This is a genomic window from Holophaga foetida DSM 6591 (assembly GCF_000242615.2).
Lineage (GTDB): Bacteria > Acidobacteriota > Holophagae > Holophagales > Holophagaceae > Holophaga > Holophaga foetida.
Window position 1 is genome coordinate 2,909,333 of sequence record NZ_KI912268.1, and the last position, 21,491, is coordinate 2,930,823.

At 67.0% G+C, this 21,491-nt stretch carries 23 protein-coding genes; 4 read left to right on the top strand and 19 right to left on the bottom strand.

Going from position 1 to position 21,491, the window contains the following annotated elements:
* Positions 1–32: 32 nt before the first annotated feature.
* Positions 33–479: a hypothetical protein gene (locus tag HOLFODRAFT_RS0213025; RefSeq protein WP_005036010.1), complete on the bottom strand. Its 447-nt coding sequence runs from the start codon at positions 477–479 to the stop codon at positions 33–35.
* Between the two features lie 208 nt (positions 480–687).
* Between HOLFODRAFT_RS0213025 and HOLFODRAFT_RS0213030 the strand changes: the two genes are divergently transcribed.
* Positions 688–1,425 (top strand): M48 family metalloprotease, encoded by a 738-nt coding sequence (locus HOLFODRAFT_RS0213030; RefSeq protein ID WP_005036014.1) that lies wholly within the window; start codon positions 688–690, stop codon positions 1,423–1,425.
* Positions 1,426–1,542: 117 nt separating this feature from the next.
* Here the strand turns inward: HOLFODRAFT_RS0213030 and HOLFODRAFT_RS0213035 are convergent, their stop codons facing one another.
* Entirely contained in the window at positions 1,543–3,156 is a 1,614-nt protein-coding gene (locus tag HOLFODRAFT_RS0213035) for an alpha/beta fold hydrolase (protein WP_005036015.1), read from the bottom strand.
* Positions 3,153–4,358 carry a glycosyltransferase gene (locus HOLFODRAFT_RS0213040; RefSeq protein WP_005036017.1) on the bottom strand — a complete coding sequence of 402 codons (1,206 nt, stop codon included), beginning with the start codon at positions 4,356–4,358 and terminating at the stop codon, positions 3,153–3,155. Before HOLFODRAFT_RS0213040 ends, HOLFODRAFT_RS0213035 begins: the two co-directional genes overlap by 4 nt.
* Positions 4,359–4,576: 218 nt before the next feature.
* On the opposite strand from HOLFODRAFT_RS0213040, the gene HOLFODRAFT_RS0213045 reads away from it, so the two are divergent.
* On the top strand, positions 4,577–5,461 hold the full coding sequence (locus HOLFODRAFT_RS0213045) for a glycosyltransferase family 9 protein (RefSeq protein ID WP_148300450.1): 885 nt from the start codon (positions 4,577–4,579) through the stop codon (positions 5,459–5,461).
* 193 nt (positions 5,462–5,654) lie between these two features.
* On the opposite strand, the gene HOLFODRAFT_RS0213050 is transcribed toward HOLFODRAFT_RS0213045, so the two are convergent.
* The 14 genes from HOLFODRAFT_RS0213050 to HOLFODRAFT_RS23305 all read right to left on the bottom strand — a co-directional run bounded on the left by HOLFODRAFT_RS0213050 (position 5,655) and on the right by HOLFODRAFT_RS23305 (position 17,359).
* Complete coding sequence (locus tag HOLFODRAFT_RS0213050; RefSeq protein ID WP_005036019.1) at positions 5,655–6,884, bottom strand: beta-ketoacyl-ACP synthase; 1,230 nt, start codon at positions 6,882–6,884, stop codon at positions 5,655–5,657.
* On the bottom strand, positions 6,881–7,621 hold the full coding sequence (gene fabG, locus HOLFODRAFT_RS0213055; protein ID WP_005036020.1) for a 3-oxoacyl-ACP reductase FabG: 741 nt from the start codon (positions 7,619–7,621) through the stop codon (positions 6,881–6,883). The genes HOLFODRAFT_RS0213050 and fabG overlap by 4 nt, the downstream gene beginning before the upstream one ends.
* Entirely contained in the window at positions 7,618–8,082 is a 465-nt protein-coding gene (locus HOLFODRAFT_RS21205) for a hotdog family protein (RefSeq protein ID WP_005036021.1), read from the bottom strand. Before HOLFODRAFT_RS21205 ends, fabG begins: the two co-directional genes overlap by 4 nt.
* 492 nt (positions 8,083–8,574) lie before the next feature.
* Positions 8,575–9,774, bottom strand: a complete 1,200-nt coding sequence (locus HOLFODRAFT_RS0213065) for a beta-ketoacyl-[acyl-carrier-protein] synthase family protein (RefSeq protein WP_005036022.1) — start codon at positions 9,772–9,774, stop codon at positions 8,575–8,577.
* Positions 9,771–10,313 carry a DUF3261 domain-containing protein gene (locus HOLFODRAFT_RS0213070; RefSeq protein WP_005036023.1) on the bottom strand — a complete coding sequence of 181 codons (543 nt, stop codon included), beginning with the start codon at positions 10,311–10,313 and terminating at the stop codon, positions 9,771–9,773. Before HOLFODRAFT_RS0213070 ends, HOLFODRAFT_RS0213065 begins: the two co-directional genes overlap by 4 nt.
* Positions 10,310–12,709 carry an MMPL family transporter gene (locus HOLFODRAFT_RS25550; protein ID WP_005036024.1) on the bottom strand — a complete coding sequence of 800 codons (2,400 nt, stop codon included), beginning with the start codon at positions 12,707–12,709 and terminating at the stop codon, positions 10,310–10,312. The genes HOLFODRAFT_RS0213070 and HOLFODRAFT_RS25550 overlap by 4 nt, the downstream gene beginning before the upstream one ends.
* On the bottom strand, positions 12,709–13,299 hold the full coding sequence (locus tag HOLFODRAFT_RS21215) for a LolA family protein (protein ID WP_005036026.1): 591 nt from the start codon (positions 13,297–13,299) through the stop codon (positions 12,709–12,711). Before HOLFODRAFT_RS21215 ends, HOLFODRAFT_RS25550 begins: the two co-directional genes overlap by 1 nt.
* Positions 13,296–13,718, bottom strand: a complete 423-nt coding sequence (locus HOLFODRAFT_RS0213085) for an acyl-CoA thioesterase (RefSeq protein WP_005036028.1) — start codon at positions 13,716–13,718, stop codon at positions 13,296–13,298. The genes HOLFODRAFT_RS21215 and HOLFODRAFT_RS0213085 overlap by 4 nt, the downstream gene beginning before the upstream one ends.
* Positions 13,715–14,056, bottom strand: a complete 342-nt coding sequence (locus HOLFODRAFT_RS21220; RefSeq protein WP_005036029.1) for an ApeI family dehydratase — start codon at positions 14,054–14,056, stop codon at positions 13,715–13,717. Before HOLFODRAFT_RS21220 ends, HOLFODRAFT_RS0213085 begins: the two co-directional genes overlap by 4 nt.
* The gene (locus tag HOLFODRAFT_RS21225; protein ID WP_005036031.1) at positions 14,053–15,375 is read right to left on the bottom strand and encodes an AMP-binding protein; all 1,323 of its coding nucleotides are present in this window, start codon (positions 15,373–15,375) and stop codon (positions 14,053–14,055) included. The genes HOLFODRAFT_RS21220 and HOLFODRAFT_RS21225 overlap by 4 nt, the downstream gene beginning before the upstream one ends.
* On the bottom strand, positions 15,376–15,630 hold the full coding sequence (locus tag HOLFODRAFT_RS0213095) for an acyl carrier protein (protein ID WP_005036032.1): 255 nt from the start codon (positions 15,628–15,630) through the stop codon (positions 15,376–15,378). It abuts the gene before it with no gap.
* Between the two features lie 14 nt (positions 15,631–15,644).
* Positions 15,645–15,908 carry a phosphopantetheine-binding protein gene (locus HOLFODRAFT_RS0213100; RefSeq protein ID WP_005036033.1) on the bottom strand — a complete coding sequence of 88 codons (264 nt, stop codon included), beginning with the start codon at positions 15,906–15,908 and terminating at the stop codon, positions 15,645–15,647.
* Entirely contained in the window at positions 15,883–16,662 is a 780-nt protein-coding gene (locus HOLFODRAFT_RS21230; RefSeq protein ID WP_005036034.1) for a lysophospholipid acyltransferase family protein, read from the bottom strand. The genes HOLFODRAFT_RS0213100 and HOLFODRAFT_RS21230 overlap by 26 nt, the downstream gene beginning before the upstream one ends.
* The gene (locus HOLFODRAFT_RS23305) at positions 16,652–17,359 is read right to left on the bottom strand and encodes a beta-ketoacyl synthase chain length factor (protein WP_005036035.1); all 708 of its coding nucleotides are present in this window, start codon (positions 17,357–17,359) and stop codon (positions 16,652–16,654) included. The genes HOLFODRAFT_RS21230 and HOLFODRAFT_RS23305 overlap by 11 nt, the downstream gene beginning before the upstream one ends.
* Before the next feature lie 188 nt (positions 17,360–17,547).
* Here HOLFODRAFT_RS23305 and HOLFODRAFT_RS0213115 point away from each other — a divergent pair, with 188 nt between their 5' ends.
* Both HOLFODRAFT_RS0213115 and HOLFODRAFT_RS0213120 read left to right on the top strand, forming a co-directional pair.
* Complete coding sequence (locus HOLFODRAFT_RS0213115) at positions 17,548–19,020, top strand: dockerin type I domain-containing protein (protein WP_005036036.1); 1,473 nt, start codon at positions 17,548–17,550, stop codon at positions 19,018–19,020.
* Positions 19,021–19,031: 11 nt separating this feature from the next.
* Positions 19,032–19,616: a hypothetical protein gene (locus tag HOLFODRAFT_RS0213120; protein WP_005036037.1), complete on the top strand. Its 585-nt coding sequence runs from the start codon at positions 19,032–19,034 to the stop codon at positions 19,614–19,616.
* A gap of 7 nt (positions 19,617–19,623) precedes the next feature.
* Here HOLFODRAFT_RS0213120 and HOLFODRAFT_RS0213125 read toward each other — a convergent pair whose 3' ends face one another.
* Both HOLFODRAFT_RS0213125 and HOLFODRAFT_RS25555 read right to left on the bottom strand, forming a co-directional pair.
* The gene (locus HOLFODRAFT_RS0213125) at positions 19,624–20,379 is read right to left on the bottom strand and encodes a LytR/AlgR family response regulator transcription factor (protein ID WP_005036038.1); all 756 of its coding nucleotides are present in this window, start codon (positions 20,377–20,379) and stop codon (positions 19,624–19,626) included.
* Positions 20,370–21,431 carry a sensor histidine kinase gene (locus HOLFODRAFT_RS25555; RefSeq protein ID WP_005036039.1) on the bottom strand — a complete coding sequence of 354 codons (1,062 nt, stop codon included), beginning with the start codon at positions 21,429–21,431 and terminating at the stop codon, positions 20,370–20,372. Before HOLFODRAFT_RS25555 ends, HOLFODRAFT_RS0213125 begins: the two co-directional genes overlap by 10 nt.
* Positions 21,432–21,491 lie beyond the last annotated feature (60 nt).

Sequence of the window (21,491 nt, forward strand, 5' to 3'; positions counted from 1 at the left end):
ACGCGGGTCGGCGGTTGGTTGTTCCTGCTGAATTATGGCTTCTGGTTGGCCTGAACTTCACCCTGGCTCCGTTGCAAGGCCATGGGGCAGTGCTCCGCCGTCCTGGACTCCGGGGAATCCGGCAAGGCTTTTCCCGTGGCCAGGCCTTGGAGGGAGCCATCCGCCGCAGGTTCCAGGACTGCCGTGTAGTGGACCCTCCGCATGGAACTCAGCACCAGATAGAGCTTCCGTCCGGAGACCCGCCCCTCCACGTTGTAGAGCCCCAGGGAACCCATGACCCTGGCCCCTGACTGGACCCAATCGCCGCTACCCCAGCCCCCCGCCATGAAGGGTCTGACGCTCTCCCAGTGGCCCCCGACATCGATGGCGGGTGCCTGATCGGCGGAGTCCAGCCAGGTGAGGGCGGTCTTGGTGTCCAGTTGCGGAGCCATGCAGCCCGTAAAGAGCAGCAGCGACAGGGCTGGGAGCGCACATCTCATAGAAAGGCCTCCAGGGGGGGGGTGACCCAGTATGCCGTGAATGCCCTTGGCGTCACTTTGCTTCAAGGTGGTTGATTTATGAAATAATTCATGTAATAATTGAAGCCATCTGCGGGTGCGGTGTTCTATCCCGGGCGCTAGCTCATAAGTTCAAACGTGACGCTTTCCCCTCTGTTCTCGGGGGGCGTATTCAATATAGGAGATAATCATGAACTGGACGGCTTCTGTCACGATCGCATGGGTCCTTTTTGCTACTCAGGGGGCCTTTGCGATCGATTTCGGGAAGATGGTCGGCGCCGGGGCGGATGCTGTCAAGTCGGTGAGCATGTCCGACCAGGATGTCAAAGCCGTCGCATCTGCAGCCAAGACGGAATACGACAAGCTGAACGAGGTGGCCTCCCCCAAGGACAAATACGGGGTCCGGCTCGCCCGGATCACGAAGGGGATGAAGGTGGACAAGAGCCTGGACCTGGATATCAAGGTCTACCTCGTCAAGGATGTGAATGCTTTCGCTATGGCAGACGGTACGGTGCGGGTCTTTGCCGGGCTGATGAACGTGATGACGGACGATGAAATCCGCTATGTGATCGGGCATGAGATCGGGCATGTGAGCCTCGGGCACAGCAAGAAGGCTCTGCAGACGGCCTATGCGACCTCTGCCGCCCGCAAGGGGGCAGCGGCCAGCGGCAATCAGGCGGCTGGCGCGCTGTCGGAGTCGGCCCTCGGAGACCTTGCGGAGAAGCTGGTGCACAGCCAGTTCTCCCAGTCACAGGAACTCGATGCCGACATGTTCGCGCTGAAGTTCATGACTGCTAACAGCTACGACCCCAAGGCCGCCGTCAGCGCCCTTCGCAAGCTCCAGACGATGTTCGGGAATGACAAGAGCGTTTTCTCCAGTCATCCCGCTCCCGGAGAGCGTGCCAAGGCGTTGGAAAAGGCTCTGTAGTCGCCCATTATACGCATTCGAAATAAAGAGTAAATTCCACCACCAAGCAACCCCGCCGCGCGGGGTTGCTTGGTGGTGGAAGTTGCTATTGAATCTTTATGTGATGGCAAAGGGGCATCAGAACCTTGGGCAGCCCAGACACACCTCCGGCCCATCCTCCAGCATCCTTCTCCGGTGCTCGGCCCAGCCCTTTTGCCACAGGGGGGTGAAGGGGTCCGTCAGCAGGTTGCCGATCCGTGCTTCGGGCTGGCAGTCGCAGAGGGTGAGGGTGCCGTCCACGGCGATGGGGAGGGTCTGCCAGGGGGAGTGGCAGTGGGTGTGCCGCGTCGCCCGTTCGAAGAGCTGGTTGGGGGGGATGAGGAGGTGCTGCCGATAGGTGCTGGACAGGTCCAGGGCCTCCAGGCCCCGCACCGTGAGGGCCGGTATGCCCCTAGAGAATGCCTTTTTGATGGCCCTGGCGATGGTCTGGCGCAGCGTGTCGTCCATGTGCCCCCAGAGGGCCCGGTCCCGGTTGGCGGTGAAGTTGAGATCCGAGAGCATCCAGGCCTGCACCCCGAGCTGGGTGACCGCCTCCGCCAGGGATTCGAGGTGCGGAGCGGTGTCCAGGGAGACGGCGGAAAAGACGGCCCGTGAGACCCCGGGCGCCAAGGTGCCGAAGGCTCGGATGTTGGCCAGGATGGTCGGGAGCTCCGAGCCGGGCCGCACCCGCTGGACCAGTCCGGGCTCCACGGCGTCCAGGCTGAAGGCGATGGCGTCCAGTCCCGCCTCCACCAGGGCGGTGGCTTTTCCCTGGCTCAGGAACTGGCCACTGGTCACCAGACCCACATGGCGGTGCCGGAGCTTGGCGGCGGTGACCATGGCTTCCGCCTTAGGGTGCAGGAGCGTCTCCCCCAGGCCCACCAGGGTGATGCGTCGGGCGCTGGGCAGGAGGTCCAGGATCCGCTCGAAGCGCGCCAGGGGCATGTCCTCGCCTGGGCGCGTGTCCCGGGTCCTGGCGCAGTGGGGGCAGGCCAGGTGGCAGCGGGTGGTGATCTCGATATTGGCGAAGAGGGGTTCCCAGGCGGGCTCCAGGGGCAGTTCCGGCGCCTGCCCGGCCAGTTCCAGGGAGCTGGGATTGCGGTCCAGGGGGCTATCCCCCAGGGCAGCTCGCACCGCCCGCAGGACCACGTCGATGGCGAAGGTCGCGCCCGCGCCCCGGAAGAGGTCATGGGGGCCTTCGGGTACGAGCACCCGGCGCAATCCGGGGCCCTCCCACCGGGTGAGGGGATCCACCAGTCCGTCGGCATCCCCCTGAAGGCTCAGGGTGGGGCCCTCCAGGGGGAGGCGTCCCATCTCCTGGATGAGGCGCACCATGCGGGCCACCCCCAGGAAGGGGAGGGGGGCCTGGCCCTGGCGGTGGGCCTCCCATCGGGCGGCATCCTCGATACCAAGGCTTCTGGGCGTGGCGGCCAGCACCAGGAGCCGGGGATTCAGTCCTGCGTCCAGGGCCAGGGTGCCTCCGGTGGAGTGCCCCACCACGGCGAGCTGATCGAAGGGGGCTGCAGCGGCCCGGATGGCCGCCCGGAAGGCCTCCCGGTCGAAGGGCGGTGGGGCTGTGGCGCCGTGTCCCGGCAGGGCGGGCAGGATCACCTGGATGTCCGCTGGCAGGGTTTGGCGGAGGGCCTGGGCCAGGGGGGCCAGGTGCCCGGTGGACCCGGAGTAGCCGTGGATGAGGAGGACGCCCCGGGTCATGGAGGGCCCTCCAGGCCCTCGCAGATCCCCGCCACGCCTGGGCTGCTGGCCAGGATGCCCTGGAAGCGCGCCAGGGATCCTGCCAGGCCGGGGGTCTCCAGGCGCTCCCGGATGGCCCGCTCCAGGCCCTTCGGTCCCAGTCCGCCGAGGGCTCTCAGGTAGACGCCCTGGGAGAAGACGTAGGGGGTCGGCGGCACCAGGCGTCCGCCGCAGCCGATGCGCTCCAGGGCCACGCCGTTCTGGGCCTGTTCTGGCTGGAAGGGGATCACGAGGACCGGCACCCGGTGCCCGAGGGCTTCGAAGACCGTCATCTGCCCCCCGTGGCAGACCATGAGGCTGGCCATGGGAAGAATCTGGTGCATGGGTGCCATGGCGGCGCGTATCACGCCGGGATCAGGGGGGCCCTCCAACAGGGCCTCCTGTCCGCCCGCCGCCACCAGCACCCGGTAGCCCAGGCGGCGCAGGGCGCCGATGACCTGCTCCGCGACTTCGGCACTCCCCACGCAGGTCCCGAAGGAGAGGACCGCCAGGGGCTCGGGGCCCTTCCGGAGGGCCTCCAGGTCGAGGGGCGAAGGGGGCCATCCCCTCCAGGAAAGGGGGCCCACCCGTTTCACCTGGGGAAGCTCAGGCAGGGGCGCGAACTCCGGCACATCCCAGAGGAAGGTGCGCTCGCCATGCAGCAGGGAGCGGATGTCCGCCAGCGGCTCCAGCCCCAGGCTGCGGCTCAGGCGGGATCCCGCGTAGCGGTAGAAGGTCTGGAGCATGGCCCGCTGTTCCTCCAGGCCGGGCTCATCCGCCGCGAAGCCAAGCACCTCCGGGGATTCGGGAAGCATGCAGGCGCAGATCAGGCTGTCGCAGGGGATGCCCTCCATCCGCGCCGAGAGCCCCAGGGTGAAGCGGAAGATCCCCAGGGCGCGGTCCGGGCGGAACTCCCGCAGGAGCTGGCGCTCCGCCAGGACGCAGGCCCGGATGTGCTCCGGGTTGCGGAACCAGGCCGGGGTGGGGAAGCCGCCGCCATCGGCCTCCTGGATGTCCGGGAGGACGGCGGCGCGGCGGCCCATGGCCCTCAGGCGGGGGGCATGGGCCTCGCCCACCGCTACCAGCACCTTGTGGCCCCGGCGTACCAAGGCCTCCTCCAGAGCCAGGGCCTTGCCCAGATGGGAGAGGCTGTTGTTGGAGGGGACGATGAGGAAGCGGAGCATCCAGGTGCGTGCCTGTGGTCTGCCTGATCCTGCGGAAGCAGGCGGGAGGGATGAGTGGTGAACGGACTGGATGGTATCCCCGGGTTCCCGTTGCCGTTTATGCCGCTCGGATCCCATGCGTGGAGAATATCGGCTAAACTTCAGTATCTATGGGAATTGACGGATCTGCAAAACAGAGAATCCTGGTCGTCTCCTGGGGACTCCTGGGTGACACCATCATGTGCACGCCTGCCTTGCGGGCCCTCCGGAAAGGGCTGCCCCAGGCCCATTTGGCATTCTCGTGTCATGCACAGTGGGCTGGGCTTTTCCAGGATCCCTCCCATATCGATGAACTCATCCCGGTGCATCGGAGGAACTGGAAAGGGCTCCGCGGCTGGTTCAAGCGTATCCGGGACCTGGACGCTCTTGCGAGGCGGGGTTGGGACGTGGTGCTGGATTTCGGGGGGGGCGGAGATGTCCGGCGCTTTCTGGACCGGATGCCGGGCGTAGTCGTGGCGGGAAGCCACCCGCGCCGAGAGAGGGCGATCCTGACGCCATCCCGCGAATGGGTCCACCAGTCCGACCGATGCTTGGAGGCCGCCCGCCTGGTGGGTGGCCAAGGGGAGGACCGCTCCTACCAGCTGGCTGGCCATCTCGCCGCCTCTCGGCAGCGTCAGCCGGGCCAGGCTCGCCGCATCGCCATCAACCCAGGTGCCGGGGATTCGAAGAAGCGGTGGCCGGCGGAACGGTTCCGGGCCGTGGCGGTCCACCTGCGGGAATGTTACGACGCGGAAATCATCGTTCTCTGGGGCCCGGGAGAAAGGGAGATCGCGGAGGGGATTGTCGGGAAGGACTCCGAACTGGCCCCTCCGACCACTCCGTTGGAACTGGCCGGGCTGCTTTCCTCGGTGGACCTCCTGATCAGCGGGGACAGTGGCCCCATGCACCTCGCCGCAGGTCTGGGCTGCCCGTTGGTGGCCCTCTTCTCCACCGCCGATCCGGCAGTCTATCTACCCCCCGGGAACACTCTGCTGGTGAGGCATAAGGGGAGGATCGACCTGGGAGGCATGCCGGTGGAGTCGGTCATCGAGGCGGTCGAGGCGATGCGGGGTGCTTTAAAATGACGGATCCCTGGAGCCCTCGCGGATCCTCACCTTCGCCGGATGACCTGTGAGGTTTGGAGGGGACCAGGAGTAGATGGTCTCACGCGGAGACGCGGAGGGTGCGGAGGTGGATCGGAAGGCCCGCTGAATCCGGTGTCTGTTTCTCCGCGCTCCCCGCGCCTCCGCGTGAGTTTCTGTTTCTCTCCGCTTCTCCTCACTCCACCCGGATGACCAGTGAGGTGTTGATCCCGCCGAAGGCGAAGTTGTTGGTCATGAAGGTGTCGATGGCGAGGGGTCGGGGCTCGCCCATGATGTAGTCCAGCTCTCCGCACCGGGGGTCGGGGTTCACGAGGTTCAGGGTCGGAGCGACCCAGCCCTGGCGCAGCATCTCGATGCCCAGCCAGGCCTCGGTGCTGCCGCAGGCCCCGAGGGTGTGGCCGAAGTGCCCCTTGAGAGAGGTGATGGGCAGGGCCCGCCGGAAGGTGGCAAGGGTGGCCTGGCTTTCGGCGATATCTCCGGCCTCGGTGGCCGTGCCGTGGGCGTTGACCCACCCGATGGCCTCGGGCGGGAGCCCGGCGTCCCGGAGTGCCAGCCGCATGGTGCGGGCCATGTTCTCCATCTGGGGGGAGGTGACGTGGGCCCCGTCGGAGGTGGTGGCGAAGCCCAGGATTTCGGCGTAGATCGTCGCACCCCGGGCCAGGGCCTGCTCCCGCTCCTCCAGGATCAGGGTGCAGCCGCCCTCGCCCACCACCAGGCCGTCCCGGTCCCGGTCGAAGGGGGCCGGGGTGGTGCTGGGGGCCTCGTTCTTCAGGCTGGTGGCGTAGAGGTTGTCGAAGACCGCGGCGCTGCAGAAGGAAAGCTCGTCCGAGCCCCCCACCAGCATCATGTCCTGGCGACCGTAGCGGATGGATTCGAAGGCGTAGCCGATGGCCTGGCTGCCGGAGGTGCAGGCGCTGCTGGTGGGGATGACCCGGCCCGTGAGCCCGAAGAAGAGGCCGATGTTGACGGCGGCGGTGTGGCTCATGGCCTGGATGTAGCCCGTGGCGCTGATGCCCCGGAAGGTGCCACCTTCTGCGGTGCCCCTGGCGAGGGCCAGCATGGGCTCCAGGCTTCCGGAGGAGGAACCGTAGGCCACCCCCATGCGTCCGTCCTGGATGGAGGCATCCTCCAGGAGACCCGCATCCTTCAGGGCCAATTCCGAGGCCCGGACCCCCAGGAGGGCCACCCGCCCCATGGAGCGCACCATCTTGCGGGGGTAGTGGGAAGGCACTTGCAGATCGTCAATGGGAGCGCCCAGGCGGGTCTGGATGTCCTCGTAGGCATCCCATTCCGGCATGTAGCGAACGCCGCTGCGCTTGGCCCGGATGGCCTCGCTGATCTCAGCGAAGCTCGAGCCCAGGGCGCTGAGGCCGCCCATGCCGGTGATGACGACCCGGCGGTTCAAACCAGCCCCCCGTTGACGCCGATGACCTGGCGGGTGATGTAGCTGGCGGAATCCGAGAAGAGGAAGCCCACCAGGTCCGCCACCTCGGCGGGCTGGCCCACCCGCTTCATGGGGATGGCCTGGAGGGCGTGGTCCAGCACCACCTGATCGATCATCTCGGACTCGATGAGCCCCGGGGCGACGGCGTTCACGGTGATGGCGCGGCTGGCCAGCTCCACCGCCAGGGCCTTGGCGGCCCCGATGAGTCCGGCCTTGGCCGCGCTGTAGTTGACCTGCCCTCGGTTGCCGATGACGCCGCTGACGGAGGAGATGACCACGATGCGCCCCCCTTTGCGAAGGCGGATCATGGGCAGGGTCAGGGGATGGACCACATTGAAGAATCCGTTGAGGCTGGTATCCAGGACCGAGTCCCAGTCGTCGCCGCTGAGGGCCGGGAAGGCGTTGTCCCGGGTGATGCCCGCGTTGCTGACAATGCCGTAGAAGCCGCCGTGGGCCTCCACATGGGCCTCCAGGATCTCCCGGGTCCGCTCCCGATCCGTGAGGTCGAAGGCCAGGAGATCGGCGGAACCGCCTTTGGAGGCGATCTCCTCGCAAACAGATTGGGCCTCCTGGACGCGGCTGCGGCAGTGGACGGTGACATGGAAGCCGTCCTGGGCCAACCGGAGGGCGATGGCCCTTCCGAGGCGCCCGCTGGCACCTGTCACGAGAACGCGGCGTGGTCTGGGGTCCTGGGTCATTTTTCTTCAAACACTTTCAGCATGGCTGTGGCGACGGGGAGGTCCTGGATGGTGATCGTGCAGTCAAAGGCCCAGAGGCCGCTGTCGTCCGAGTAGTGGTAGACCCCCTGGATCTCCAGGATTGACCCGGCGGGGAAGGCCGGGAGGGTGGAGGTGTAGGTCCGGGCGCCCAGCAGGTAGCCTTTGACCGGAGGCTTGCCCTGCCTCCGTTTGACGGCGCCGCTGTAGGCCGCGACGGTCTGGGCCATGAGCTCGATGCCGTACCAGGCGGGCATGGCTCCCTGGACGTCGGCGTACCAGGCCTTGGGGTCCACCCGGACCCAGGCACGGCTTTCGGTGTCGCTGGTGGAGCGGATGCCGTCCAGGAGGAGCATGGGAGCGCGGTGGGGAACGAAGGCCGTAGCATCCGCCAGGGGGCTCTCCCCGATCTGCGAATGTCCACCTCTTGATGCGGCTCCCATCCGCCCTCCCTCAGACAAACAAGGCACTGGAAACCTCGAGATTCACGTGACCACAGCTTGCAAAATTATAGCCGTTCACGCCCCCGCCGGGAAACGGGACCCGTTGCAAAAGCAGACCCGGTTATCGGCCTGCTCCAGCCAGGACCGAGGGGATGGGAGGACTCTTGGCATAAAAAGGAAAAGCCAGCTGGGATGAAAGAGATGAACAGGATAAAGCAGTTAGCGGGCAACGATGGTCCACAGAGGCGCTCTGGCCCGCCCCGCTTTGCGGGGGCGCGCGGCAAAGCCGCACGCGTTCAGGAAGGGAAAGGGGGCTATGGCACGCAAACGTGCCTCCGCCCCCTTTCCCTTCCTGAACCTGGCCAGAGCGCCAACCCTTCTGTTAGCCGTTTTTCATCCCTTTTATCCGTTGTATCCCAGCTCATGTCTTTTTAGGCTGAGCAATGTCGGTAATCGGGAAAGCGGAAGGCTCCGCAGCCTTTGTGTTATTGTTTATTTATCAATACTTCTGCCCAGCACCAGGCTGATGTTGTTGCCGCCGAAGGCCATGGAATTGGAGAGGCAGGTCCGGACCGCGCCCATTTGACGTCCGGGCTGCACCAGATCCAGGGCGGGCAGGTTTTCGTCCTGCTGGCCGTCCCAGAGGTGAGGGGGAAGGAGCCCCTTCGGATTCCACGCATCCTGAAGGGCCATCCAGCAGAAGGCCAGTTCGGTGGCGGCGGCGGCTCCCAGGGTATGCCCCGTCATGGGCTTGGTGCCGCTGCAGGGGATGCCTTCCGGGAAGACCCTGGCCACGGCCCGGGCCTCCATCTCATCGTTCTTGGGGGTGGCGGTGGCGTGGAGGTTCAGGTAGAGCGGGGTCCTGCTCGTGAGCCCGGCCTGACCCAGGGCCATGCCCATGGCCCGCACCACGCCTTCGCCCGTGGGGTCGGGGGAGGAGACGTGGTAGGCGTCGCAGCTCTCACCAATGCCCAGGAGGGCGATCTCCGAGGCTTCCCGGCGCAGGATGAAGAGGGCTGCCCCTTCGCCGATGTTGATGCCCTTCCGGTTCCGGCTCATGGGGTTGCACAGGTCCTGGGAGGTGGATTCCAGGGCGGTGAAGCCGTTCACCGTGACCTTCGAGAGGGCGTCCACGCCCCCCACCACCACGGCATCGCAGTGACCGCATAGGAGGAGGTTCCGGGCCGTGGCCATGGCCCGGCCGCTGGAGGTGCAGGCGGTGGAGAGGGTGATGGCGGGGCCTTCGAGTCCCAGGTATTCCGCCAGAAAGGGGGCGGGGCGGCCGATCTCCTGCTGGCGGTAGTGGAATTCCGGAGGGAGGCTTCCCTGCTCCATGAACTGGGCCACGGCCCTTTCGCCTTCGCCCATGCCCGAGGTGCTGCTGCCCAGGACCACGCCGATGCGGCCCCGGCCATGGAGGCGCAGTTCGCGCTCCAGGTCGTCCCTGATCTCCCCAAGGGCCGCCAGGAGCAGGCGGCTGCTGCGGCTGGCATCGGCAGCGAAGCCGGGGGGGAGCTCCGGGAGGGGCGCATACACCCGGCCTACGCGGGCGGGGCCCTTCGGCATCCAGCCCTCCTCCAGGCGCAGGCCGCCGGTCTCGCCCCGGAAGAGCCCATCGGCGACTGCCGCCTTGCCCAGGCCCAGGGCGTTGACCAGTCCCAGGCTGGAGAGGAAGACGGGCTGACGGCTCATGGGGCTTCTTCCAGGGGGATGATCATGACCTTCACGCGGTAATCCGGGGCTTCGACACTCCTCGCGCCCTTCGGCACTTGCTCTCGGCGGATGAGGAGGAAGGGGCTTCCGTGCTTGAGCAGGGTGCGGAGGGGGCCCTCCTCCTTCAGCTCCAGATCGCCGCTCAGCCCTTTCCGGAGTTCCTCGACAGGCCACTCCGCCAGTTGGATTGCCGCGAGGAGCATTTCAGGTTTGGCCTTGGCGGGCAGGGGCAGGTGGGCCTCTGTGGAGACGACGCCTTTCCTGAGGGTGCTCGTGAAGAGGGTCTGCCCCAGGGGGGTGGAGGCCACCGCCGCAAGGCTGTCGGGCTTGGCTTCCACGGTGCACAGGAAGCTCTGCTCCGAAGCGTCGGGTAGGGTGACGACCACCAGCTGGTTGGCGAAGAAGGTTGGACCCGTGGGGGCGAAGCGGTAGGAGGCGTCCCAACCCAGACGGATTCTGTCGCCGGAGGCGCAAGCCAGGCAGAGGAGCAGGGCGAGGGGGAGCAGGAGGCGTTTCATGGGCGGCTCCGCAGGCTGAGGAAGCTGGTGAGGTAGGTCCCCAGGACGCCCCAGCCCAGCACGATGCCGAAGCCCTTCAGGGCTGGTGTGTGGCTGAATGCCAGCAGTCCGTAGGAGACCAGGGTGAGGAAGGCCGCGAGGGTCACGCCCAGGACGCCCGCGCCGTCCCTGCCTTGGCATCCCCGGAGGAAGACCGTGTAGTCCACCCCCCAGCCCAGCACCAGGAAGAGCCCCAGGACGCTGAAGAGGTTGAGGGGAGCCCCGACAAGGGCCGTGCCCGCCAGGGCCAGGAGGATGCCCACCAGGGGGGGGGCGATGAGCCAGAAGCCGGCCCGGGGCCCGTACCAGAGAGCCAGGAGCCCCCAGACCAGGAACAGGGCGCCCCCGAGGCTCCAGGTGGCCATGCGGCGATCCTTGGCCAGCATGGTGGAGACGCTGGCGGCCTTGTCCACCAGGACCACGCCGGGGAGCCCCTGGGCGACTTCCCGCAGCCGGGGGCCTTCCGCCGTCCCCATGGGCACCACCAGTGCGGCCGTGCCCTGATTGGTCTTTCCCATCCAGAGGTGCCGGAAGGGGGTCGAGAAGGGGGCCTGGAGCCAGTCCTCCACCGTGAGCAGGCGGTTCTTGGCGAGGTCCTGGCGTAGTGTCTGGATGGCCTCGGGTCGCATGCCCAGCTGCTTCAGGGCGCTTTCCAGGGCCGGGGCCCTGCGTCGACGGGCCTCCAGTTCACTCCTTTGGCGCTGGGGGGAGGGCACGAAGCTGGAAACGGCTTGTAGGCTGTCCAGCTCGCCCTGGCTGATCATGGGCTGCAGGCGGGCCACCAGGGCCTCCTCCCGGGCCAGGGTCTCGGCCTCATCGGTCCCCTCCACCAGGTAGAAGATCCCCTGGTTGGAGAAGCCCGTCAGTTCCCTGATCCGGGTTTCCTCCGCCAGGAGGCGGGCGGAGGGGCGGATGAAGCCCTGGACATCGTCATGGATGCGGCCCCGCAGGGCGAGCCCCCCCAGGACCAGGGCCAGGGCCGCCAGGGTGAGGGGAACCCGCCTGCTCTGGGCCAGGGACTGGGCCCGGGCCATGAGCCCACGGATGCCCTTCAGGATGTGTGGACGGGGATGGGCCGGTTCCGCCAGGAAGTTCGGCAGGATGCAGAAGAGGGTGATGAAGGCCCCCAGGAGGCCCACCATGGAGAAGAGGGCGATCTGCCGGAGCCCCGGGAAGGGGGCCAGCATGAGGGCCAGGTAGCCCAGCATGGTGGTCAGGAAGCCGTGGACCAGGGGCTTGCGGATCCGGCGCAGGGCGGCCCAGGGCTCCCATGTGTTCCCGGCAGACGCGGTGTCCGGGCTTGGCTCGGACACCGCGTGGGGGAGCGCGAGGGGGGACGAAGAGCGAACCTGGCGAGGGGGCGGTCCCCCCTCGCCGCTGTAGGCCAAGTGGTTGGCGAAGTAGAGGAAGGAGTAGTCCACCGCATCCCCCAGGACGCTGGCCCCGCAGACCAGGGTGAGGAGGTAGAGCTTGTCGAAGAAGATCAGCGATACGGCGGCGGCGGTCACCAGCCCCGCCCCGATGCTGGCAAGGCCCAGGAGGAGGTGGCGCAGGCTGCGGAAGACCAGGAGGTGGAGGAGGAAGATGCAGACCAGGCTGATCCCGGAGATCAGGTGCATCTCGCGCTCGGCTCGGGTGCGGGCGTCGATGGCGTAGAAGACGGCCCCGGTCCGCAGGAGCTTCACCTCTGGGAAGGCCTGGGCTAGGTGCTTCTCGGCCTTTTCGACCGCCAGCCGGGTGCTCTCCTGGACCTTGGGGTCGAAGGCGGAACCGCTCAGGGCGGCGGTGCAGAGGACGTAGAGCCCGTCCTTGCCCTGGAGCACCAGGAGATCGTCCTGGATCTGCATGCGGCTGGAATTGAGGGGGAGCTGGGCGAGGAATCCCTCCATCTGCCCCAGGGGATCCTGGGCCAGCCCCAGCCCGAAGGAGGCGGTCTGGGGCGAGGCCAGGCGGGCCTGGAGATGCTCGAGCAGGGCCTCCGGGTCATCCGGGGTGGCTTCCTGGGGCGGGAGGCCGAAGCGGTAGGGGGTGTAGAAGCGTGGCACCACACCGGGATCCACATCCTTGAGGGTCCCCTGCACCTGGGGGAAGGCCTGGGAGGCTTCCAGGTCTTTGGCCAGGGTCAGGGCCGCCGCCTTGCTGCGCTCCGGCTCGGCACCCCCCACCAGGAAGATGGCCCGGTTTCCGCTGGCCTGGGCCAGGCTCCGCACCGCATCCTCGGCCACCGGGTTGCGCTCCGTCGCCGGGAGCATGGCCAGGAGGTCCGTTTCGATGGCGTGGCCGCTGCGCATCCGCAGGGCGGCAAAGCTGCCCAGGAGAGCCAGCACCAGGATCCAGATCCAGCCCCGGAGGCGCATCACTTCAGGTTCAGGAGGCGGGCCTCGGCCTCGCTCAGGGGCTGATCGAGTCTGGGTGCGCCGAAGACCACCTCGGAGTGGTCCCCGCCGGGCTCCTCGATCTGGAAGCGCTCCAGTACCCTGCCGCCCTTCACCACCACAGACTTGATGAAGGAGGCCGCCACGGGCTTGGGGCTCAGGCGGATCTCCCAGCGCCCCGGGGTGCCCTGGGCCTTGAGGGTGAAGTAGTCCTCCAGCACACTCCAGCGCCCTTCGGCGAGGGCCTGCATGATCCGTCCCATCTGGGCCACCATGGGGGCGTCCTTGGTGGTCTGGGTCTTCCTTCGGCCATCGGGCCCCACCTCCAGGACCCCCTGGGGGGTCACCACGTAGGTGAGGTTCAGGGGCCTGAGAACCTGCCAGATGATCCCCCGCTGACGGTCCACCACCACGGTGCCCCTGGCAACCAGGGGGCGGGTGAGGGCCTTGAGGTGGCGGGTCTGGGTGAAGTCCGCGTGGAGGAGGGGGGTATTTCGCAGGTGGGCCGTGAGGGCATCTGCGGTCTGGGCGGCCAGAGGGGCGGCCAGGACCACGAGGGCGAGGCGTCTCATGGCAGGTCCTGGAGTTCCAGGTGGTCGAAGAGGCCCGAGGGCGTTTCGAAGATCAGTTCCCCGGTGTCGGCCTTCACGGCCACCTGGACCGTGGTGGCGCGGTTCAGCACCTCGCCGCTGGCCGCGTCGGTGAGCAGGTAGCCCATCTTGATGCGGTTCTGGTGCTCCAGCAGGTCCACCCGCACCCGGAAGCTCTGGCCGTAGCGAAGGGGGCGCACGTATTTCATCTCGCAGGAGACGATGGGCCAGACGCTTCCCACGGCCTCCATCTGGGGGATGTCCAGGCCGATGCTGCGGATCAGGGCCGTGCGGGCGATCTCCAGGTACTTGACGTAGTGGCCGTGCCACACGATGCCCATGGAATCCACGTCGTGGAAGGGCACTTCCAGGGTGATCTCGGAGCGGAGGTAGGACTTCATGGGCGGCTCTCGAAGGTGAGGGTTCCGGAGGATTTGCGCCCGTCGGCGCCCTGGAACTCGAAGGCGAGGGTGTGCTTGACAGGGTTGGGCGTCAGCCGCAGCTCGATGGCTTCGTCCGGCACGATGATCCGCTGGAACTTGAGGTTGCTGATGCCCGTGAAGGCCCCCAGGGGGCCGTAGTCCCGTTCGCCCAGCTGGATGGCCCAGTCCACCTGGGCCAGGCCGGGAACGATGGGTTCCTTGGGGAAGTGGCCCTGGAAGACGTGGTGGTCGGCTTCCACCTGGAAGCGGTAGTGGCCGGGGGCGAGGGCTTCCAGGGCTGAGGGTAGGGGCATCATGGCAGGGCCTCTTCGCAGGTTTCGAAAAGGGCCGCCAGATCCTGGGCCCGGAGCTTGCCCCGGTCATCGAAAGGGAGCTGGTCCAGGAAGCGCCAGCGGCGGGGGAGGGCGGCGGGATCGAAGCGGAGGGCCAGATGCTGGCGCAGGCGCCGACCGAGTTCCAGGCGGGACTCGGGTCGGGAGCTGTCTTCGCCGGGGGCCAGGACCAGGGCGGCCCCCAGAACGCTCCGGCGCCCCGGCAGGAGCGTCACGGCTGCCCGGCGCACGGCGGGGTGGGCCTCCAGGGCGGCCTCCAGCTCCACCAGGGAGACGCGCTTCTCCTCCACCTTGACCACCCGGTCCAGGCGCCCCAGGAGCTGGAATCGGGCATCCTCCCGGAGGGTGGCCGCGTCCTCCATGCGCATCCCGCCGGACTCAAGGCGTGGCGAACGCAGGTGGAGGGCCCCATCGGGCTCCAGGCTCACGACCGTATCGGAGAAGGGTGTCCACCAGTCGGAGCCGGGTTCCGGTGCGGGGTTGCGCCAGGCCACGCCACCGCTCTCGGTGCTTCCGTAGATCTCCAGGATTCCGTTGGGCACCCAGCGCCGCCAGCGGAGGGCATCCTCCCGCCGCAGGGGCCCCCCGGAGGAGAAGATGACCGCGGGGTGGGTTCCGAAGCCATCCAGGTCCACCAGCTCCGGGAGGCGTGCCAGATGGGCGGGGCTGGAGATCAGGATGGGCGCCTGCTCCTTCATGAGCACCGCTGCGTAGCGGTCCGGATCCCCGCAGGTCTCTGCGGCGAAGGGGCGGCCGCTGCCCAGGGGCCAGAGGATGCGGAAGAGGAGGCCGTAGAAGTGGTGGTGGGGAACCGTGCCCAGGACCAGAGCCCCGGGAGAGCTGCCCCCGAGGATGCCCTCCAGGATCGGGATCTCCCGGACGACCTCCGAGAAGCGCCGCAGGACGCGCTTGGGCGTCCCGGTGCTCCCGGAGGTCCAGAATTCCAGGCCCGTGTCGGGGATGGGCGCCCGGGTGGGCTCGGGGGCTGGCTGGATGTCCCCGTCCCGCAGGATCCCCTGGGTTCCGGGGGCCAGGGCCTCCAGGGTGCCCGGCAGGAGATTGGGGGGCAGGACGATGGTGCATCCGGCCTGGGCCAGCCCCAGCAGGCCTGCGGCGAAGCGGAAGGCATCCTCACAGGCCAGGAGCCAGCGCCCCCCGGAAGTCGCCAGGCGGGCGACGCCAGCGGCCCGGCGGGCCAGGTCGCCAAGGGACGCCGCACCTTCGGGCGTGAGGGCCGCCAGGGTGGCGAGATCCCGGGCGAAGAGGCCTTCCAGGGCTTTCAATCAGGCTTCCTGAAGCATCTTGTGGATGGTGTCCACCACGTCCTGGACCGTCTGGACCTGCTTGAACTCCTCGGCCTTCATGCGGCGCTTGGTGTAGCCCTGGAGCTGGATGGCCAGTTCCACGGCATCGATGCTGTCCAGGCCGAGGTCATTGAAGAGATTGGACTCGGGGGTGATGCTCTCGGCATGGATCTGGAAGGTTTCCGCCAGCACGCTCGTAAGCTTGGCGTAGATCTCTTCTTTGCTGTAGGTCATGGGTGCTCCGGGCATCAGCGCTGGGTAAGGGTATTGAGGGAATCCGTGAGGGCCCGAATGCTGCTGAGGTGTTCCTTCAGCGAGGCATCCTCGGCCAGCTGGACATCGAAGCTCCTGCGCAGGGCGATGGCCAGTTCCAGGGCGTCAATGGAATCCAGGCCCAGGCCATCGCCGAAGAGGGGGGCATCATCCTGGATGTCCTCGGGCTGGATGTCCTCCAGGGCGAGGGCCTCGATGATGAAGACCTTGACGTCATGGGGTGTGATGGCAGAGGCCATGGAGTTCTCGCTGGTAGAAGGCTTCGAGTTGTTGAGTGGCTTCCCTGGCCCGCTGGGGGAGTGGGGTCCCATCTGACTCAAAGGCCATGGGCACTCGTCCGCAGACGCGGAAGCGGCAGGTGGGCACTGGAACATGATACCAGCGGTCGCCTTTTTCCAAGAGCGGGGGGCTTACGGTGATGAGCAGGGGGTGGAGCGGCTTCCCTGTCTGGAGGGCGAGGGCGGCGGCGCCCCGGTGGAAGTGTGGGGGGGTGCCCAGCGGGGTGCGGGTGCCCTCGGGGAAGATCACGAGGGGAAGCCCCTGCTCCAGGGCGTGGATGGATGCCTCCAGCACCGATTCCACATCCCGGATGGGGATGAAGCCCGCGGTGCGAACCACGCTGCCGAAAAAGGGGTTGTTCCAGACGGCTTCCTTCACCACGCAGACGGCATTGGGCAGGAGGGCCAGGAGCACCACGATGTCCAGGTACGAGGGGTGGTTGGCGATGATGATGGCCCCTTCGCCCATGGTCGTATCGGGCAGATCCTCCGGCAGGACCTTGAGGATGCCGGAGCCCTCCAGTCCCCAGACGAAGAGCCTGAAACTCCCACGGATGAGGCGGGTGGCCCTCCGTCGCTTGGTTTCCGGGGTGCCCGGCATGAGCCTGAGGGCCGGGCATACCGTGAGGCTGAAGAGCACGCCGCCTACCCCCAGGCAGGTGAAGAGGACAGCGCTGGCCAGGATCTTCCCGAGGTGCCTGAGGCTACGAGGCATGGAGGCTCCAGGTGCCCCTCGGGCCGCACCAGCTTACGTCGCGCCCTTCGGCCAGGGCCCGCACCATTTCAATGGAGAGCTGGGTGGCGGGTTCCGGGTTCCGGCGCTCCGGGTTCAGGCTCAGCTCCAGTCGGCAGCTGGCCTTGGCGTCCACCAGGAAGGCAGTGGCGTGGCGTGGCGGGAGATCCTTCACGAAGGGGTGGTGGACCTGGGGCAGCTCATCCTCGCCGAAGGCGTAGAGCACCGCCTGGTCCGGCGCCTGCTCTGCCGCCATGGCGGCCTCCAGGAGCCCCATGGCAAAGGTGTCGGGCCCCGCGGCCAGGGCCGAGCAGGGGCCCTGGTTGCCTTTCATGAGGGACCACTGGCCTGCGGTGGCGTTATGGACCGAGAGCGAGAAGCTTGCGGGGGAAAGGGATACGCCTTCGGCTACCTCCTTCATCAAGCCCTGGGTGCGCTCGCAGTCCCCGTGTCGGGAGGCGAAGACCATCCGGTGCTCCCGGGGAGGGGCCACCCGGGCCGCGCAGTGGATCAGGGCCCGGGCCAGCCTGCCGAGGCGGCGGCGCGTCATGGGCTCCACGAAGGCCACATCCGGGGCGCCATGGGCTATGTTGATAAATTGAACATAATTATCGAGAAAGAGGGGCTCTTCAGACCAGAAGGCCACGCACTGGATGGGGATGGAGAAAGCGAAAGACATCTCATGAACAGGGTAGACGGAAAGGGTGTGCCAGTCTGCCCCACCCTGGGAATGGCACGCTCGGCACGTCAAATAAACAGATGGGCCTTGCTGCTTGCCGATCCATGGGCTCCTTGCCCTTACTTAAAATGGGATGGTATGCCGTCTCACAATTGCAGCCCTTGCACCCCCTGAAGCGGGAGGACGTCATGCCCACAGTGCCCATTGCGGAAATCCGGAAAAGTCTGCCCCTGATCCTGGGGCTCGCGCTGTCCCCCTGTTTCGGGTTCTGCGATTCCCCCGTGAATGGTCTTCAGAGGAGCGGGACGAAGAAGCTGAACGTATACTGCACGGTCAACACGCTCACCGCTTCCGATGGGAAGATCATCAAAGAGGTCCTCATCAGCGGCCCGCCCGCCCCGCCGAGCGGCTTCGAGGTCCAGCGCCAGGCTGTTTCGCTGCCCACCCCCAACTCCGCCGCAGGCATCAATGCACTGACGGTGCCCGCCTTCACCTGGGAGCTCGGATGCTCGGCGGTGTCCGGGGCCATGATCGCCGGATACTACGATCGGAACGGCTTCCCGAACATGTACACCGGTCCCGCGAACTCCGGCGTCATGCCCCTGACGGACAGCTCCTGGGCGACCTGGGTCGATACGAATGGGGACACCTATCCGAACAATCCCCTGATCGCCTCCCACAATGGTGTGGATGGCCGGACCACCAAGGGCACCATCGACGACTACTGGGTCCTGTACGACAGTGCGGCGGACGATCCCTACATCACCGGGGCCTGGACCCAGCACGCCTGGAGCGATGCCATCGGGGACTACATGAAGACCAGCCAGTCCGCCTTCGACAACACGGATGGTTCCACGACGTTCTACAACTACTCTGGGTCGGCGGATCGCCTGACCTGCGATGTTATGGCCTACTATTCGCTGCCGGATGGGACCCTGGGGAGGAAGCGCTTCTATGAGGCCAGGGGCTACATCTGCACCGAGTGCTACAACCAGCCGACTGACAACCAGATCACCGGGGGCTTCTCCTACGCCCAGTACAAGGCGGAGATCGACGCCGGTCGTCCCGTGATGCTCAACCTCGAGGGGCACACGGTGGTGGGAGTCGGATATAACGACTCCTCCTCCAACCTGGTCTACATCCATGACACCTGGGACGAGAGCGATCACACCATGACCTGGGGGGGCTCGTATTCATCCATGGCGCTCCTTTCCGTGAGCATCGTGAACCTGTCTTCGACGACGTCGATTGCCAACCTGGAGAGCTTCACCCCGACTTCCGCCCTGGAGGGCGCGTCCGTGACCCTCACCGGCACTGCCTTCACGGGGGCCACCTCGGTGACCTTCGGCGGGGTTGCGGCCACTTTCACAGTGAACAGCGCCACTCAGATTACGGCCACGGTGCCCATCGGGGCCGTCACGGGCAAGATAAGCGTCACGACCCCCGCCGGGGTCTCCCAGTCCTCGTTGGACTTCACGGTGATCACCTACGATCTGAACGTGGATGGCAGCGTCGATCTCAGCGATCTGGCGCGGCTTGCGCGGTATTTCGGAACCTCGAGGGCCACTGATGCCTCCGGATTCCAGCCCGAATACGACCTGAACGGCGACGGCACCATCGATGAGTCCGATGCCACCCTTCTCTTCAACAACCTGGACTAGGGAGAGATCCGATGCGAGCCCCTGCACTCCTCCTTGCCGCCTCCCTCCCCCTGGCTCTTCTCGTCGCCTGCGGCGGCGGGGGTGGCTCCAGTTCCAGTTCCGGTCCTGTGCTTACCTATACCAACAATGCCTCGGCCACCAGCTCCGACTGGCGGGTGGAGGTGGATTCCGCCACCAATGGCAGCAGCACCCTACTGCTCCGTGTCTACGGCCCCACCGGGACCGCCGTGCAGGGGGCCACGGTGTTCCTGAGCTGCAATGCGGCGCGCACGGAGTGGGTCCAGCCGAGCGGTGCAACGGACGCCTACGCCCTGGAAGGCAGTGCCCTCGACTTCACCCAGGGGCCGACCACCGGCGTGCAGCTCTTCAAGAGCCGCTTGTCTGGCTCCGACCTCCAGGTGGGCGCCTACCAGAAGACTGGCACCCAGGCCCTGACCGCCAGCAAGCCTCTCTTCTCCGTGGCCCTCAGCCCGGTTTCCGGGGCCACCGCTGGTGCGGCCAGCCTCGCCGCCACTTCCGGCAAGACCTCGATCTACCTGGACAGCACCGGGGAGCACGAACTGACCCTCAAGGTTGGCACCCTGGTGGTTGAATAATAGTTTATCACTCCCGTTTCCCGAACTCCCCCTTGATGCCGAGGGTCTGCTTCAGCAGAGCGGTGGCGGTGCGGCTGACCTCCAGTTCTTGTTCGCCGATGCGGGCCATGGCGCGGTTGCCCGGGAGGGGGCGCAGACCGGTGATGCATTCGGGGCGTACCAGGAGGTGGCGCTGGATACGGAAGAGGAGGGCTTCTGGGAAGCTCTCCTCCACCTCGTGGAGGGTCTTCCACTGGGTCGCAAAGCGTTGACTCCCGCTCCAGGCCCAGACCGCGCCCTCCTCCACCTCGAAGTGGGTGACCTTCCTGAGGTCCAGGAAGATCAGGCCCTCTCCGGCCCGGATGACGACCCGCTGGGGGACCTGGGTGGCCTCCCGACTGCCTCCCTGGGGCTGGATCAGTCCCTCCCGCAGGCGGTCCAGGGTGCGGGCAAGGCGCTCCGCCCGCACGGGCTTGAGCAGGTAGTCAGCGGCGTCAAGTTCGAAGGCGTCCAGGGAGTGCTCCCGGAAGGCGGTCACGAATACCACGGGGAGCGGGAAGGGCAGTTCCGCCGCCACCTCCAGTCCCGAGGGACCGGGCATCTGGATGTCCAGGAACAATGCGTCCAGCCTGGGCCGCTGGGCTAGGTAATCCAGGAGGGTGCTGCCCTCGCCGAACTCCGCCACGACTTCGCAGCCCGCCTCCGAGAGGAGGCGCGAGAGGCGTGCGCGGGCCATGGGCTCATCGTCCGCCAGGACTACCTTCAGGGCTGCTTTCAGGTCCATGGCTCCTCCGGAAGTTCAAGGGTGGCAAGGGTCCACTCACCGCTCCGTACCAGGCTGAAGCGGGCGCGTCCCCGGTAGGCCAAGCGTAGACGCTCTTGCAGATTGCGGAGGCCGGTGGCGCCGGGGCGGCGGTTCCCCGGGGGGCGTCCGGTATTCCCGATGGTCACCTTCAGTCCCTTCCTCTGCTGGCTCACATCGATGCGCAGGGTGCCGCCATCCGGATGGCTGGCGATGCCATGCTTCAGGGCATTCTCCACCAGGGGCTGGAGGAGGAGGGGGGGGAGGCGGTGGCTGTCCAGGTTGGCGGGGCAATGCCATTCCACCCTGAGGCGCTCCCCCAGTCGCAGACCCTGGATGGCGAGGTAGCGCCGGAGGATGTCCAGCTCCTCGCCGAGGGTCACCATCGTGCGGTCCCCCAGGGCCAGCATCCGCTCGAACATCTCCGAGAGGTCCAGGAGGGCCTCCTCCGTGGCAGCGGGGTCCCGTCGGGCCAGTTCCGCCAGGGTGTTGAGGGTGTTGAATAGAACATGGGGGCTCATCTGCTCCCGGAGCAGGACCCACTTGGCCTCTCGCAGCTCGCTCATGGCCAGGATCCTTTCCCGGTCCCGCATCTCGCCACGGGTGATGAAGAGGCCCACCAGGGCCATGAGGAGGATCTGGATGAGGAAGGTCGACCGGGGCAAATTCCAGATCTGGGTGGTGTGGCCTCCTGGTGAGAAGTGGGGCGCCAGGGAGAGGTCCAGCGCCCCGGTCAGGGCATACAGGGCCGCGCCGAAGAGGATGGCCTGAAGGCTCCCCCGGAAGTGGCCGCAGACCTCCCGGTCGTCCCCGGTCCACTGCCAGGGGAGGGGCGAGAGGAAACCGTACCCGATGGCGCCCACGGTCCGGCCCACCCAGCTCATAATGTGTCCGTAAAGCGACTGGTTGGGGGCTAGCTGCTCTACGAAGGCGGACAGGAGGGCGTTCATGCCCCCGAAGGTCGCCACGGCGATCCAGGCGTAGGGGCTCATGAGCCGGGCCTTGAGTTGGCGGAGGGCGTCGGGGGCGCGCATCAGGTATTATCCTGCTCTTTGGGGAAAAGGCATTGTCATGGAAAACGTGGAGCGGTGATG